This window comes from Microbacterium insulae (genome assembly GCF_042677065.1).
Lineage (GTDB): Bacteria > Actinomycetota > Actinomycetes > Actinomycetales > Microbacteriaceae > Microbacterium > Microbacterium insulae.
Map to the genome: position 1 here is coordinate 1,654,678 of NZ_JBHTII010000001.1, position 15,171 is coordinate 1,669,848.

15 protein-coding genes are annotated in these 15,171 nt (G+C 68.4%); 9 read left to right on the forward strand and 6 right to left on the reverse strand.

The window, feature by feature from the left end; all coding sequences use genetic code 11:
- Nucleotides 1-32 precede the first annotated feature (32 nt).
- The 6 genes from ACFQ0P_RS07720 (at nt 33) to ACFQ0P_RS07745 (ending at nt 4,819) form a co-directional block, all read left to right on the forward strand.
- Complete coding sequence (locus tag ACFQ0P_RS07720) at nt 33-1,655, forward strand: GH39 family glycosyl hydrolase (RefSeq protein ID WP_204978038.1); 1,623 nt, start codon at nt 33-35, stop codon at nt 1,653-1,655.
- A complete protein-coding gene (locus ACFQ0P_RS07725; protein WP_204978039.1) occupies nt 1,652-3,454 on the forward strand; it encodes a glycoside hydrolase family 2 TIM barrel-domain containing protein in 1,803 nt (600 codons plus the stop codon). The genes ACFQ0P_RS07720 and ACFQ0P_RS07725 overlap by 4 nt, the downstream gene beginning before the upstream one ends.
- Before the next feature lie 11 nt (nt 3,455-3,465).
- Nucleotides 3,466-3,621, forward strand: a complete 156-nt coding sequence (locus ACFQ0P_RS07730) for a hypothetical protein (RefSeq protein WP_378771823.1) — start codon at nt 3,466-3,468, stop codon at nt 3,619-3,621.
- Nucleotides 3,621-4,028 (forward strand): hypothetical protein, encoded by a 408-nt coding sequence (locus ACFQ0P_RS07735; RefSeq protein WP_378772370.1) that lies wholly within the window; start codon nt 3,621-3,623, stop codon nt 4,026-4,028. Before ACFQ0P_RS07730 ends, ACFQ0P_RS07735 begins: the two co-directional genes overlap by 1 nt.
- A gap of 93 nt (nt 4,029-4,121) precedes the next feature.
- Nucleotides 4,122-4,478, forward strand: a complete 357-nt coding sequence (locus tag ACFQ0P_RS07740; protein ID WP_204981310.1) for a YidH family protein — start codon at nt 4,122-4,124, stop codon at nt 4,476-4,478.
- On the forward strand, nt 4,475-4,819 hold the full coding sequence (locus tag ACFQ0P_RS07745; RefSeq protein WP_204978040.1) for a DUF202 domain-containing protein: 345 nt from the start codon (nt 4,475-4,477) through the stop codon (nt 4,817-4,819). The genes ACFQ0P_RS07740 and ACFQ0P_RS07745 overlap by 4 nt, the downstream gene beginning before the upstream one ends.
- Before the next feature lie 8 nt (nt 4,820-4,827).
- On the opposite strand, the gene ACFQ0P_RS07750 is transcribed toward ACFQ0P_RS07745, so the two are convergent.
- Nucleotides 4,828-5,790 carry a formylglycine-generating enzyme family protein gene (locus ACFQ0P_RS07750; RefSeq protein WP_204981311.1) on the reverse strand — a complete coding sequence of 321 codons (963 nt, stop codon included), beginning with the start codon at nt 5,788-5,790 and terminating at the stop codon, nt 4,828-4,830.
- Nucleotides 5,791-5,934: 144 nt separating this feature from the next.
- Between ACFQ0P_RS07750 and ACFQ0P_RS07755 the strand changes: the two genes are divergently transcribed.
- Complete coding sequence (locus ACFQ0P_RS07755) at nt 5,935-7,284, forward strand: ADP-ribosylglycohydrolase family protein (RefSeq protein ID WP_204978041.1); 1,350 nt, start codon at nt 5,935-5,937, stop codon at nt 7,282-7,284.
- 1 nt (nt 7,285) lies between these two features.
- Entirely contained in the window at nt 7,286-8,227 is a 942-nt protein-coding gene (locus ACFQ0P_RS07760) for a ribokinase (protein ID WP_204978042.1), read from the forward strand.
- Here the strand turns inward: ACFQ0P_RS07760 and ACFQ0P_RS07765 are convergent.
- The 5 genes from ACFQ0P_RS07765 to ACFQ0P_RS07785 are packed head-to-tail and all read right to left on the reverse strand — an operon-like array spanning nt 8,224 to nt 13,814.
- Nucleotides 8,224-9,165, reverse strand: coding sequence for a sugar kinase (locus tag ACFQ0P_RS07765; protein ID WP_204978043.1), 942 nt, complete (start codon nt 9,163-9,165; stop codon nt 8,224-8,226). The genes ACFQ0P_RS07760 and ACFQ0P_RS07765 overlap by 4 nt on opposite strands.
- Nucleotides 9,165-10,541: a sulfatase family protein gene (locus ACFQ0P_RS07770; RefSeq protein WP_204978044.1), complete on the reverse strand. Its 1,377-nt coding sequence runs from the start codon at nt 10,539-10,541 to the stop codon at nt 9,165-9,167. Before ACFQ0P_RS07770 ends, ACFQ0P_RS07765 begins: the two co-directional genes overlap by 1 nt.
- Nucleotides 10,538-11,659, reverse strand: coding sequence for a cellulase-like family protein (locus ACFQ0P_RS07775; RefSeq protein WP_204978046.1), 1,122 nt, complete (start codon nt 11,657-11,659; stop codon nt 10,538-10,540). The genes ACFQ0P_RS07770 and ACFQ0P_RS07775 overlap by 4 nt, the downstream gene beginning before the upstream one ends.
- Nucleotides 11,656-12,699 (reverse strand): alpha/beta hydrolase, encoded by a 1,044-nt coding sequence (locus ACFQ0P_RS07780; protein WP_204978048.1) that lies wholly within the window; start codon nt 12,697-12,699, stop codon nt 11,656-11,658. The genes ACFQ0P_RS07775 and ACFQ0P_RS07780 overlap by 4 nt, the downstream gene beginning before the upstream one ends.
- Nucleotides 12,690-13,814, reverse strand: coding sequence for a cellulase-like family protein (locus ACFQ0P_RS07785; protein ID WP_204978050.1), 1,125 nt, complete (start codon nt 13,812-13,814; stop codon nt 12,690-12,692). The genes ACFQ0P_RS07780 and ACFQ0P_RS07785 overlap by 10 nt, the downstream gene beginning before the upstream one ends.
- Nucleotides 13,815-13,915: 101 nt before the next feature.
- On the opposite strand from ACFQ0P_RS07785, the gene manD reads away from it, so the two are divergent.
- Complete coding sequence (manD, locus tag ACFQ0P_RS07790; RefSeq protein ID WP_204978051.1) at nt 13,916-15,121, forward strand: D-mannonate dehydratase ManD; 1,206 nt, start codon at nt 13,916-13,918, stop codon at nt 15,119-15,121.
- Nucleotides 15,122-15,171: the final 50 nt, after the last annotated feature.

Genomic DNA, 15,171 nt, shown 5'->3' on the forward strand with positions numbered 1-15,171 from the left:
CGACCCCCGACCACAAGGATGCACGACCTCACATGAAACCCGTCTCCACCTCGGCCACGATCGCGGTCGACTTCTCCCGCCTCGCGGATCACCCGCTCTCGCACGATCGCATCGCCCTCTTCAACTCAGGACTCGTGACACTTCCGACCTATCGCCGGGACGCGGACTACTTCCGACGGGCCCACCCCGAGCATCTGCGCATCGATCTCGGGTGGGGCGCCGAGTGGATGCCGTGGACACGCGAACTGATCTCAGTCGACGGTGATGTCGTCGCATACGACTTCGTAGAGACGGACGCGATCGCCGAGTTCCTCGACGAGGTGGGCGTGCGACCGTACTGGGCGTACAGCTACGTGCCGAACGCTGCGCGCCCGAGCGGTGCTGACTGGCGGACCATGGACGTCGACGACACTCTGTGGGTGCAGCTCGTCACCGAGTATGTGCGGGGCGCGGCCGAGCGCGGCGTCGCCATTGGCTACCACGAGGTGTACAACGAGCCAGACCTGCGTGATGAGCGAACGGGCGAGCCGGTGTTCTATGCAGGCGACTTCGACGACTATCTCGACCTGTATCGCAAGACCTCTCGCGCGATCCGCGCCGTCGACCCGACTGCCAGGGTCGGAGGACCGGCACTGGCGTCGGTCGCGAAGAATGCGCACTGGCTGCGCCCGTTCCTGCGTGCAGTGGTCGAGGAAGATCTGCCGCTGGACTTCCTCTCGTTCCATCACTACGGCACCTACGGGATCGGCCCCGCACTGCAGACGGTCCTCGACGCTCTCGCCGAGTTCCCCCATCTGGCCGAGGTCGAACTGCACCTCAACGAGTACAACTCGTTCGTGATCGACTATCCCCGGGGTGGACTGCAGGACTCCCACCTGCTGGCTGCGGCATTCGCCGCCGATCTCGACCTGCTCCTCGGGTCGCCCTCTCTGACCCGCGTCAGCTGGGCCCAGTTCCTGGACAGCGGGAACGACAACTACTCCGGCATGATCGATATCGACGGTGCCGCCAAGCCCCTGTATCGCGTCTACGAGTTCTACCAGTCGATGCCCGTTGATCGGCGCGCCGTCCGTGTCGACGGACCGGACGGCGTCGGCGCCATCGCGTCCGCCGACGACCGCTCCGCCGCCGTGCTGGTGTGGAATCGCTCCATCGTCGACGTCGACATCCGCATCGACACCGGGCGCAGCGACCTCTTCGTCGCGCTTCTCGATTCGACCGGGCATGACGCGCGCCGCCCGCTCGGGGCCGAGCCGCTCCGCTTGGAGCGCGGCGCCGTCGCCCTCATCTCGACAGAGACACCGGACGTATCGACTGCGCGTCGCCGCGTCAGCCGGACTCGCGTTCACATCGAGGATCGCGACACGCGAGCCTGGTCCGACGTCGACGAGACCACGGCAACGATCCGGTTCGGGACGGCGGACGACGCGAACGCGACCGTGAAGGTCGGACTCGATCTCGCTGCGGACATCGCCGGCGAGTTCCGTGCGTCGGTGACTGCGGATGATGGCACGCCGGCGGCGGGCGAGATCGACATCGTCGAGTCCGTCGTCGCGGGAACACGAACCGTCTGGGCGACCCTCACGGGCGCGGCACCACACACGTTCGGCAGAGTCGACTTCGTCGCAGAAGCCGCTGCGGAGGACGGGCGATGAACAACCACGTGCTGCACCCGCGCCCACAGCTCATCCGAGAAGACTGGGAGAGCCTGAACGGTCAATGGGAGTTCGCGATAGACGATGCCGACATCGGGAGCCGCGAGCACTGGCACCGCGAACCGGTCGTCTTCCCGATGAGCATCGAGGTGCCCTTTCCCCCCGAGAGCCCCGCATCCGGAATCGGGGTCGCCCGCGTCGAGCGCGTCTGGTACCGGCGTGTGATCGACCGCCGGCCCCCGGAGGACGGCCGCCGGGTGATCCTGCACTTCACCGCCGTGGACTACATCGCCGACGTCTGGGTCAACTCCGTCCACGTCGCTCATCACGTCGGCGGCAGCGTCGGATTCTCCGCCGATATCACCGATGCGCTGGCGCCAGGGGACGCTCAGACGATCGTCGTCCGCGCATTCGACTCCTCGACCTCGCTCGAACAACCACGAGGAAAGCAGGACTGGGAAGAGCCGTCGCACGTCATCTGGTACCGCCGCACAACGGGAATCTGGCGCGAAGTGTGGTGGGAAGTGGCCCCGCCTGCGCGCATCCAGAAAGTCGCATGGCAGCCGGTCACCGCATCGGGACGGCTCCGCGCGGACGTGAGCGTGACGGGCGCCGAGCCGGGCGATTCCGTCGAGATCACGCTCACTCACGAGGGGGACGTGCTCGCGCGCACGACGCTGTCCGTCGCCGATGGCTACGCGAAGGGAGTGATCGAACTCCGCGACTCCCGCCTGGAAGCGGAGCCCGAACGGTTGCAGTGGTCGCCGGAATCGCCCACCCTCATCGACGCTCGCATACGGCTCGTGCGCGGCGGCGGCGTCCTAGATCACGCGGAGTCATACGTCGGGCTCCGCACGGTCGGCGTCGACAATCGACGCTTCCTGCTCAACGGCCGGCCGTACCCTCTGCGCCTCGTCCTCGAGCAGGCGTACTGGCCCGACACGCATCTGGCCGCGCCGGACGCTGACGCCCTTCGGCGAGAAGTCGAACTCGTGCGGGAACTCGGTTTCAACGGAGTTCGCATGCACCAGGTCGTCGCCGACCCGCGCTTCCTCTACTGGTGCGACCGTCTCGGCCTGGTCGTCTGGGCCGATTCGCCTGCGTCGTACGAATTCACCGCGCTCTCCTTCACGCGCACCGTCCAGGAGTGGCAGGGCATCGTCGAACGAGACGTGAGCCACCCCTGTGTGATCGCCTGGGTGCCTTTCAACGAGAGCTGGGGCGTGCCGGACCTGGGCAGCGACCGCACCCAACAGGAAGCGGTCCGCGCACTCGTGCACATGCTCCGTGCGCTCGACCCGTCCCGCCTCGTGCTCGGCAACGACGGATGGCAATACGTCGCGGGCGACATCGTGGGCATTCACGACTACTCGGCTTCGGCGCGCGAATTGATCGCGCGGTACGGCTCGGCCGAGCTCATGGAACGCGCCGTCGCGGACGGCTACGTCGGCGGCCGGCGCGTCGCACTCGACCCGGGCGCGGCGGATGTGCCCGTCGTCCTGAGTGAGTTCGGTGGGGTTTCATACTCACGGGCTGCCGACACGTGGGAAGGGTACGGAGTCGTGCCGGACGAGGAGGCGTTCGTCGACACGGTCGCCGCGCATTTCGCCGCCGCGCACGACAGCGCGTTCGCGGGATTCTGCTACACCCAGCTCACCGACACGCTCCAGGAACGCAATGGCCTCCTCAACGAAGCACGTGAGCCTAAGGCGCCGATCGATCTGCTGCGCTCGATCGTCCTCGATGACAGGCAGCGGATCCAGCGACTTCGGCGCGGCATCGTGACTGCCCACGGCTGAGGCGCTCACTCATGCGCATCACCACCGTACGCACCTTCCATGTACTGCCGCGCTGGCTCTTCGTCGCGATCGACACCGACACGGGACTCACCGGCTGGGGCGAACCGATCGTGGAAGGTCAGGCGAGGGTCGTCGAGCGCAGGTTCACGACCTTGCGGAATACCTGATCGGCCAGGACCCGCGGCGGATCGAGCACCATTGGCAGGTCATGTACCGCGGCGCCTTCGACCGCGGCGGCCCTGTCCTCTCGAGCGCGATCAGCGGGATCGATCAGGCTCTCTGGGACATCACCGGCAAACACTTAGACGCCCCGGCGCACGAGCTCCTCGGCGGCCGCGTGTGCGACAGGGTCCGCATGTACGGGCACGCGCGCGGACGGCCCTGCCGTCGCCGCCGTCGGCGGTGTGTTCCGGTCTCGCTCATCAGCGATCGCTTTCGTGATCTCGTCGCCGAGGTGGAGCAGACGGCGCGCTTCGCGGCGCTCCCTGGCGATGGTCTCGACGGTGTCGCGTCGCTGTCGACACTCGGCGAGGGACATCCGCTCTCCAAGCTGATCCGGACCGCCTCGCACTGAGATACCTGGTGGAGTCGGTGCTCCTCGACGGATGGGACGTGCTGGTCATACCAGTAGTACGACATCGTCGTTGACTCTGGCACGATGGGGAAGATGCATCGATTCCCGGCCTCGGTCTACTCACGCGGCCAAGAGCCCGACGCCCGCTTCACGCTGGCCAACGAACGCACGTTCCTCGCTTGGATCCGCACAGCCCTCGCGTTTCTCGCAGCCGGCGTCGCGCTCGAACTTCTCGGCCTCGACCTCCACGCGGGACTGCGGCTCGCAGCATCGCTCATCCTCGTCGTGGTGGGCATGCTGATCCCTGTGCTCGCGTGGATCGGCTGGATGCGCACCGAACGGGCACTGCGCGAGGACCGACCCCTGCCCGCCTCCCCGCTGGGCGCGACACTCGGAGTCGCCGTCACAATCGCGGGCGTGTTCCTCGTGTTCGCGATCGTCCTGCGATGACGGCTCTTCCGTCCGATCCCGGACTGCAGCCCGAGCGCACCGAGCTCGCGTGGCGGCGCACGGCGCTCACGATCGCCATCGGATCCCTCGTCGCACTCCGCCTTCTGCCGGCATCGCTCGGCGACCCGTGGTGGGCGCTGGCAGGGGTCGTCGGGCTGCTGTTCGCGAGCGGGGTCTGGGTGCTCGGGCGTCGGCGTCTGCGGGCGGCGACGCTCGTACTCTCGGGTGGGGCAGAACCGAATCGGATGCCGGGAGGCGCCGCGCTCGCGAGCCTGGGCACGTTCGTCTTCGCGGTCGGGGTGACAGCAGCGGTCATCGTGCTGATCGACCGCGCCGCCTGAAAGAGGATTCAGAGAGCCGCCGTGCGGAATCCGGCGTTGCCCATCGAGGAGTCGGGCGTGTTCGATGAGCGCGCGGAGTTGCGGTACCGGTTGCAATACGAGCTGTGGCAAAGGTAGCTTCCGCCGCGCAGCACTCGAGCCTGACCGTGGGACGGACCGCGCGGATCGGTGACCGGTGCCGCGGTGTACGCGCGGGGGTCGAACCAATCGTGACACCATTCCCACACGTTTCCGACGGTCTGCCAGAGACCGTATCCGTTCGGGGCGAAGGTGCGCACGGGCGCGGTGGTGAGGAATCCGTCCTCGATCGTGTTGCTCGCGGGGAACTCGCCCTGGAAGATGTTCGCTCGCCACCCGCCGGCATACACGTCATCGTCTCCCCACGGGTAGGTCGCCCCTTCGAGTCCGCCGCGCGAGGCGTACTCCCACTCCGCCTCGGTCGGCAGGCGCCGACCGGCCCATGTGCAGTACGCGTCCGCGTCGGTCCACGAGACATGCACGACCGGGTGGTCACCAAGGCCGTCGAGCGACGAGTCCCGACCACCCGGGTGCGCCCAGTCGGCTCCGCGCACGCCGAGCCACCAAGGTGTCCCGGCGGCGGGACCCATCACGTCGCGGGGAGGGGCGGCCACGGCCAGATGGAACACGGCCGAGAACCCCCACACCTCGGCCTCGGTGCGGTGGCCGGTCTCAGCTACAAATCGGGCGAAGTCGTCATTGGTGATGGGTGTCGCGTCGATGGTGAACTCCGCGAGTCGCACGACGTGCCGCGGCAGTTCTCCGTCTCCGGAATTCGCGTCGCCCGAAGAGTCGCCCATTGTGAAAATCCCGGCGGGCACGGCCACCTGTTCGATCGCGTGGCTTGCGCCGCCGGACGGATACCGGGGCGCAGGGTCCGGCGTGCCGAGATCGACGAACTGCTCGCGCGACGGCGAACCGCACCCGCAGGAGCAGCCGGCGTGCCTGCTCATGTGCGGCGCAGAGTCGGTCTCTAGGATGACGCGAGTCACGCCGGCTCCTTCCGAATTGTTCTGGCGGTCCTGCCATCGCCAATCTATACTGGTCAAGCCGGTCAGGCCAGTTTGAATCGGCGCCGTCTCACCACAGGAGAAGAAATGCTCGACGTCTCGCCCCAGCCCCAGCTCGACGCGCGACTAGTGACAGATCTCCAGGATCCGCTCCTTCCGATCGCGCTTCTCTCGGCAGAGGTGGTCCAACGCCGAGAGACCGGCTACGACGTGGATGACCTCGTCGTTGCCGCCAACGCTCTCGAGACGAACGACGACGCCGGCATCCTCGGAATCGTCGATGCCATGGCCGCTGCATCCCGTGGAGCGTGGCCGTGGGAGGAGCCCGAGACGCTCGGCGAGATCCGCGACGCGATTGGCAACACCCCACGAGCTGACAATGTGACCGGTCGCGACTTCCGCGACGCCGTGCACGCCGGCTGGCTGGGCCGGATCGCCGGGTGCAACCTGGGCAAGCCACTCGAGTGGGGGGACCATTGGACCCCGGCGCACATCGCCGACTACCTCGAGCTCGCGGGCGCGTACCCGCTGCGAGACTACGTGCCGGTCCTCGAGCCCATGCCGGAGCGGTTCGAGCTCAACGAGAGCTGGCCGGAGGCGGTCCGCGGCCGAATCAACGGTGGCGCGCGCGACGACGACGTCGACTACGCGATCTTCGCGCTCTGGCTGCTCGAACGCCGTGGCCGTGACTTCGGGCCCGATGACGTCGGCGAGCTGTGGACCGAGATGCTGCCTCTACGCCAGACCTACACCGCCGAGCGCGCGGCCTACATCAATCTCGCGCGCGGGCTCCGCGCTCCCGAGACGGCGCGATTCCGCAATCCCTACCGCGAGTGGATCGGTGCGCAGATCCGCGGCGACGTCTTCGGATACGTCAATCCCGGCGATCCGTGGGCGGCCGCAAGCCTCGCGTATCAGGATGCCACGCTCTCGCACACGGGCAACGGCGTCTACGGGGAGATGTGGTCGGCGGCACTCGTCGCCGCCGCGTTCACCGCGGCCGACGCGCGGGATGCCATCACGCGTGCGCTCGCGGTCGTTCCTCCGCGTTCCCGACTCGCCGCTGCGATCGGGCATGTGATTCACCTGTCCGACAGCGGCACCTCGTGGGAGGCCGCGCTCGCCGAGGTTCGCGCGACGTACGGCGAGTATTCGTGGGTGCACACGATCAACAACGCGGCCAACGTCGCCGTCGGTCTGCTGTGGAGCGAGGGCGACTTCGCCGTCGCGATCGGCAACACCGTGATGGGCGGATGGGACACCGACTCGGACGCGGCCACGGTCGGTTCGGTCGCGGGCATCCTCGCCGGCACAGCGGGTATCCCCGCACACCTCGCCGATCCGCTTCACGACCGGACGCGCTCGGCGCTCTTCGGGTTCGACAACTCGCGGATCAGCGACCTCGCCGCGCGCACGTCGGCTCTCGCGGAGCGCTGACGTGGGCGTCGTCGTCGTGGTCGGCAGCGCCAATCGCGACCTCCGGATCCGCCAGCAGAGCTTCGCCCGCCCGGGCGAGACGTGCCTGGCCGACGATGCCTCGTTCGCGATCGGCGGCAAGGGACTGAACCAGGCGGTCGCCGCGCGGCGCGCGGGCGCCGATGTCGCGTTCGTCGCCGCCGTCGGGCAGGACGCGACGGGCGACGACATCGTGAACCTGCTCCGCGGCGAGAGCATCGACACCCACGCCATCGCGCGTCCGACAGCGACGTCAGGGCTCGCGGTCGTGACGATCGTCGCCGACGGCGAGAATTCGATCGTCGTCGTGCCCGGCGCGAACGCGGCGCTCGCGCCCGCTCACGTCGACCAAGCGATCGCGTCCCGCCGCCCGTCCGTCGTGCTGCTGCAGCAGGAGATCCCGGCAGGCGCCGTGCGCGCGGGCGTCGACGCCGCACGGCGGGCCGGCGCGCTCGTCGTGCTGAACGCCGCTCCGGTCCGGGCCGGCACCGTCGACCTCCTCGCCGCGATCGACGTGCTCATCGTCAACGACTCCGAACTGGCCGACCTGGCTGTCCGACTCGACGGCCCAACGCAAGACGCCGCACCCGTCACCGAGCCGGCGCTCGACGCCGCCGCGGCGCGCATCGCCCGCGATCACGACATCACGGTCGTGCACACGCGAGGATCGCGAGGGGCCGCGCTTCACCGCGACGGCGACCGCAGCGACCACCCTGCCGTGAGCGTCGAAGTGGTCGACACGACGGCGGCGGGCGACACCTTCGCGGGATACCTCGCGGCAGCCCTCGCGCGCGGCGCCGCGTGGGACGAGGCCATGACGGATGCCGCGACCGCCGCCGCGGTGTGCGTCTCGCGCCAGGGCTCGGCCGACTCGATCCCCGACGCTGCCGCGACGGCGGCGATGAGCCGAGCCATCCGCTGTTAGCGCCTCACCCCGGGACCACCGAGGAACGTCGCGAGGTCGTCCACGGTCGGAGCGGCCTCCCAATCGCCGACGATCGTAGTCGCCAGCGCTCCGCACGCTGCCGCGGTGCGCAAGCGCTGCTCGACCGGTGACCCCGCCAGCAGCTCGGCGAGGTAGGCGCCCGCGAACGCGTCGCCGGCGCCTACAGGGTCGACCACGCGAACGGGAAAGGCGTCCTGCTCGACGAGAACGTCATCGAGCAGCGCGACGGCGCCGCGAGCGCCGCGCTTGACGACCACCTCGCGCACGCCGAGCCTTGCGAGGGCGTGCGCCTGCGCGAGCTCGTTGTCGGCCCTCGGTGCGAGCAACTCGACCTCGTCGTCGCCGACGAACACGACGTCGGCACGACTAGCGATTTCGTGCAGCACGGGAGTCGCATCGGTCGCTGCCCACAACGTGGGCCGCCAGTTGACGTCGAACGAGACATCGACGCCCGCACCGCGGGCGATCTCGATCGCCGCGAACACCGTCTCGGCCGCCGACGCACTCAGGGCCGGGGTGATGCCCGTGACGTGCAGGATGCCCGCGCCGGCGATCACCGCCTCGTCGAGGTCCCGCGGCGAGAGCTCCGACCCCGGGCCGCCCCGGCGGTAATAGCGCACGTGCGTCGCGCCGCCGGGGCGCCGTTCCTTGACCATGATCGACGTCGGGGTGTCGGTCCGCACCACGTGCACGTCGACACCCTCGCCACGCAGCGTGGACTCGACAAGGTCGCCCATTCCGTCCCGTCCGAGGCGCCCGATCCATGCGGCCGGCGTGCCGAGCCGGCGGACGGCGATCGCGGCGTTCGACTCGGCACCGCCGATCCGGAGGTCGAGCGAGCGCTGGTGGCGTAGGTGGCCCTCGCCCGGCGCGGATAGCAGCGCCATCGTCTCACCGACCGTCACCAGCCCGGTCATCAGTCGAGCTCCGGAAGGCCGAAGGTGTCGCCGGTGCGCTCGATCAGCACGCGCAGCGCACGATGCAGCTCGGCGCGCTTCGACGCGTAGCGGGTGTTGTGGGCGAGGTTGACCTGCTCCAACGGATCGGAGGTCAGATCGAACATCAGCCATGGCTGCCCTTCGAGGCAGACGTACTTCCAATCGTCCTTGGTGACGATGCCGCGGTAGGCCCGATCGACCGAGTGCTCGTGCAGCGTCGGAATCGGCAGGCTGAGGTACGCATCGACCGGCTCGCCGGGCGGGGCCTCGATCGAGTGCCAGTGCTCTTCGAGGATGCGACCGCTGTAGTCGTGCCCCTGCATCCAGTCGGGCGTGTCGACCCCGCACAGCCCGAGCGTCGTCGGGGCGACGTCGACGTGGTTGACGAGCGAGTCGATCGCCGCGTAGGAGAGCTCCTGGTGGTCGCGCGATCGTGCGCCGCCGACGATGAAGGGGATGCGGATGGCCTCTTCCCACGGAGCGGTCTTGCGGAACTGACCATGCGACCCGTGCATGTCCCCGTGATCCGAGAAGAACATCAGATAGGTCTCGTCGGCGATGCCCAGGTCAGCGAGCGCGGCGCGAAGTCGTCCGACCCCCTCGTCGACTTGTTCGATTGCGGCGTAGTACCCCGCCAGTTCCCGTGCCGCCTGGTCTCTGACCTCGGCGGACTCGGGGACGTTCCCGCGGAACACGATGTCGTCGGGGTGATGGCGCGCCATCGCATCGGCGGGCGCGAGGTAGGGAGAGTGGGGCGGCTCGATCGACAGTACGGCGAAGAACGGACCCGCTTCCGCTCCGCGCGCTGCGAGCCAGTCGATGAGCAGGTCGGTGAGCACGTCGGACTGGAAGCCCGGCAGCTCCCGCAGCCCGGGGCCGTCGGGGGTGTCGACGTTGACGATCGTGTCGAAAGGCCGGTTGCTGTACTCGAACCCGAACCACGAGCCGAAGTCCCCCCGGCGCTCGGGCGGGATGAACCGCGTGCGCGCCTCCTCTTCGTGCGCCGCGTCGGTACTGGCGCGCTCGCGTCCGTCGAGGTGCCACTTGCCGATGTAGCACGTGTCGTATCCCTCCTCGCCAAGCACCGTGGCGATGGTGGGCACCGTCTCGTCCATAGGCGAGTCGTGCGTCGGCGCCGTGGAGGCGTGCGGGTAGCGGCCAGTCAGGAACGAACCGCGCGCCGGGGTGCATAGCGGGGTGCCCGACAGGGCTCGCGGGAAGTGGCATCCCTCGTACGCGAGCCGGTCGAGGTGCGGCGTGCGCACGTTCGGATCGCGCATGAGCGAGAGCGACTGCCCGCGGAACTGGTCCACGAGGATCCAGATGACGTTCGGCCGCTTCGCCTCGGTGCTCATGCGGGGAGTCCCTCCAGGTCGGGGTCGATGTGGGCGGTGTGGATGATGTGGGTCAGCCGGTGGTGGTATTCGATGTCGCGCCACATCTCGTGGAATTGGGGGCCGCAGAAGTTGGAGGTGGCCAGGGCGGTCCATCGTCCGGTGGCGGCGGCGTGGCGCAGGGCGCGTTCGTTGAGGTCTTTGACCCAGTCCCATTCGAGGCCGGGCCAGTCTTTGTAGTCGATGATGGACCAGCATTCGGTGGTGGCCAGGGGCACGCCGGTTCGGCGGGACCAGTCGGCGGCGAGGTCGATCTGGTCGAAGATGTTTTGGTCGTAGGTGTCTTGGTGGGCGAGGTAGGTGGCCTTGCCGTGGGCGACGACGTTGTCGTAGCCGGCGGGGTCGAAGCGTTCGAAGTTGTAGCCGACGCGGTCGTAGAAGTCGCTGGTGCCGGCCATCCACAGGTGGGGGTCGGCGATGTCGAGGGAGGAGATGTCGGCGTGCTGGAGGGTGCGGATGTCTTCGGCGAACGAGAACCCGTAGCGCAGTTCGGGGTACTCGGCGCGCACGGCGCCGATCGCGTCGGCCATCCACTGCTGCACCGTCTCCCCAGCCACCGGCAACGGCTCACCCTCGGCCCTGCCATACAGGAACGGCGCCCAGACCGGCATCGGGAACTCATTGCACAGATCGACGTACAGGATGCTGTCGACGAGGCCCTCGCGTTCGAGCGTGCGCAGCGTGGCGATCCACGTCGTCGCCATCGCGGCGGGGCTCGACAGAGACATGCGGGTGTCGGACTCGTCCTGGCGGAACCAGGTCGATAGTGCCACGCCGATCCCTTCGCGCTGCGCAGTGCGCATGAACTCGGTGAGCGCGGGCATCACCTGCACGTCGATCCGCGACTGTGCGCCCCACGCCTGCTGATTCCACTGCGGCAGCAGAGGCCACGTCGACGTCTCATCGGACGCGACGAGGTGCGGGTAGGCGTCGATCCGCACCGAGTCGTAGCCGCGCTCGGCGAGCTGGATCAGGATGCTGCGCCAGTCCTCGTAGCCGGCGCCGGCCCAGCGGCGCTCCAGCCAGGAGAAGTCCCACATCGTGATGGCGCGTGGAATCGTTCGGTTCACCACGGTCATGCTCGAGCTCCCCTCATGTGGGCGGGGCGAGAGGCGGTCGGCGCGTCGCCCGATGCGAGCTCCCGCTGGAAGAATTGGACGACGATCCGCTCGACTTCGCGACTCTCAGGCAGTTCGGGACGGAGGTAGAAGCAGTGCCCCACGCCGTCCCACACGTGCAGGCTAGACCGTGCACCCGCAAGGCTCAGCCGATTGTGCGCGTCGATGATCGAGCTGAGGTCGTACGAGCGGCTTCCCGACACGAGCAGGGAAGGCGGGAACTGCGCCAGCACCTCGGGCCACAGCAGCGGATTCGCCGTGCTCAGGCCGGGATCGGCATCCGCCATGTATGGCACCGCGGACCAGCCTGCATCCGGGTCGAATCCGCGAGTGCCGTACAGCTTCGAGTCCAAATGGCCGGAGTCGCCCGACCACCAGGGATGTCCCGTGCCGCACAGCATCGCGACCGCGCCGGGCAGTGGGCGGCCCTGCTCGACGAACCAGGCGACCGCCTGCGAGACCAGGGTGCCGCCGGCGGAGCTGCCGAAGATCCCGATGCGCCCCGGGGCGTAGTTCCGAAGGAGCGCGTCGTAGACCGCGAGCACATCTTCGCTTGCCGCCGGGAACGTGTGCTCGGGGGCCATGCGGTAGTCGACGCTCACGACTCTCATCCCGCTCAGTGCCGCGATCGGCAGTGACTCGAGTCGGCCGACCGTGCGTGCTCCAATCTGGAAGCCGCCGCCGTGGAGGTTGATCAGGATCCGGTCGGCATCGGCGTTGTCGGGTGTGAAGATATCGGTGTACACGCCGTCCACGATCCACGGCTCCACGGCGACCGGCCCAGCGAGGAACGGTCGCTGACGGACGATGCGCTCCTCGACCTCAGCGTCGACGAGCGCGCGGATGGCATGCACATCGAGCTCGCGCTCGTCGGCTGCGTCGACGCGCTGCTGTTCCAGGCGGCGGACGAACTCGGCGCGTGCCTCAGCGCTCGCCAGACGCGTGAACGGCATCTGGAATGCGGCGACGTCGACGGCGCCGTCGGTCACTCTCAGGTCCATAGGTCCTCCAGGTCGGGGTCGATGTGGGCGGTGTGGATGATGTGGGTCAGCCGGTGGTGGTATTCGATGTCGCGCCACATCTCGTGGAATTGGGGGCCGCAGAAGTTGGAGGTGGCCAGGGCGGTCCATCGTCCGGTGGCGGCGGCGTGGCGCAGGGCGCGTTCGTTGAGGTCTTTGACCCAGTCCCATTCGAGGCCGGGCCAGTCTTTGTAGTCGATGATGGACCAGCATTCGGTGGTGGCCAGGGGCACGCCGGTTCGGCGGGACCAGTCGGCGGCGAGGTCGATCTGGTCGAAGATGTTTTGGTCGTAGGTGTCTTGGTGGGCGAGGTAGGTGGCCTTGCCGTGGGCGACGACGTTGTCGTAGCCGGCGGGGTCGAAGCGTTCGAAGTTGTAGCCGACGCGGTCGTAGAAGTCGCTGGTGCCGGCCATCCACAGGTGGGGGTCGGCGATGTCGAGGGAGGAGATGTCGGCGTGCTGGAGGGTGCGGATGTCTTCGGCGAACGAGAACCCGTAGCGCAGTTCGGGGTACTCGGCGCGCACGGCGCCGATCGCGTCGGCCATCCACTGCTGCACCGTCTCCCCAGCCACCGGCAACGGCTCACCATTGTCGTGGCCGTAGAGGTAGGGAGCGCCCGGCGGCATGGGGAACTCGTTGCACAGGTCGACGTAAACGAGCGCGTCGAGCACGTCGGCATCGTCGAGGGCGCACAGGGTCGTGACCCACAGCGCGCCGAGGTCGGCCGGCCGCCGGGGAGCCATCCGGGCGTCCGTCGTGTCTTCGCGGAACCATGTCGACAGGGCAACGCCGATGCCCGCGCGACGTGCTGCTCGGATGAACTCGGGCAACGACGGGAACACCGCGACGTCGATTCGCGACTGCGCGCCCCACGCCTGCTGGTTCCATCGGGGCGTGAGCGTCCAGGTCGTGTTCGCGCCGCCGGCCACGAGGTGCGGGTAGGCGTCGATGCGCACGGAGTCGTATCCCCGCTCGACCAGTTCTTCCAAGACGCGGTCCCAGTCCTCGTACCCCGCGCCCGCCCAGCGGCGCTCCAGCCACGAGAAGTCCCACATCGTGATCGCGCGGGGGTGTCCCGGGGCTCCAGATGCGAACACGCGACGCTCCATTCGAAATTGGCCTGACCGGCCTTACCAGTTGGAGTATAGTAGCTCCCGATCATCCGATGTCATCATCAATGCCGATCGCAGGGAGCACAGTGAGAATCGAATCCGCAGACGTCGTCGTCTGCAACCCCGGACGCAACTTCGTCACGCTGATCCTGCGAACTTCCGACGGAGTCGTTGGCATCGGGGACGCGACGTTGAACGGCCGGGAGCTCGCGGTCGCGTCCTACCTGAAGGACCATGTCGTGCCGATGCTCATCGGGCGCGACGCGAGCCGGATCGAAGACACTTGGCAGTACCTCTACCGCGGCGTGTACTGGCGGCGCGGCCCGATCACGATGGCAGCGATCGCCGCCGTCGACATGGCGCTGTGGGACATCAAGGGCAAGAGCGCCGGGATGCCCGTCCACGAGCTGCTCGGTGGGCGTTCGCGTGAGACGATCCGCGCCTATGGCCATGCACACGGCCGAGACGTGGAGGAGCTCATCGATTCCGTCCATGCGCGGCGCGCGCAAGGGTTCGACGCGGTGCGGGTGCAGGTGGGCGTGCCCGGAATGGGCAACGGCTATGGCGTGGCGGAGGGGCGCTACGAACCAGCCCGCCTCGGTGGCGTGCCGAGCGAGGAGGTCTGGGACACCGGGCGCTACCTGCGATATCTGCCGACTGTGTTCGAGCGCCTCCGTGGAGAGTTCGGCGACGAGCTCGATCTGCTGCACGACGTGCACCACCGCCTCACCCCCATCCAGGCGGCGCAGCTCGGACGCGCGCTCGAGCAGTATCGCCCGTTCTGGCTCGAAGACATGACGACGGCCGAGAATCAGGAATCGTTCCGGCTCATTCGCGAGCACACGACCGTGCCGCTGGCGACGGGGGAGACGTTCAATTCGATCGTCGACTACCTCACCCTCGTGCCCGAGCAGCTGATCGACTACATCCGCAGTGCCGTGACGCACGCCGGCGGATTGACCGGACTGCGCCGCATCCTCGATTTCGGCGCGGTCTACCAGATCAAGAGCGCCATCCACGGTCCGACCGACATCTCGCCGATCGGCATGGCCGCGGCGATCCATCTCGACACCGTCCATCACGCGTTCGGCATCCAGGAGTACATGCAGCACGACGCGATCGTGTCGGAGGTATTCCGTGCCGATTTCGCGTTCGCCGACGGGTGCTTCCGCCCTGGCGCGGGCGCTGGTCTGGGCGTGACGTTCGATGAGGAGGCGGCTGCCCGCTTCCCGTACGCCGCGGCTTCGCTGCCGGTGAACCGGCTCCTCGACGGCACCGTCCACGATTGGTGATCGAGTGTGCCGTGTCGTGTGAGATGCAACCGACCAATAGCCTTGTCGGG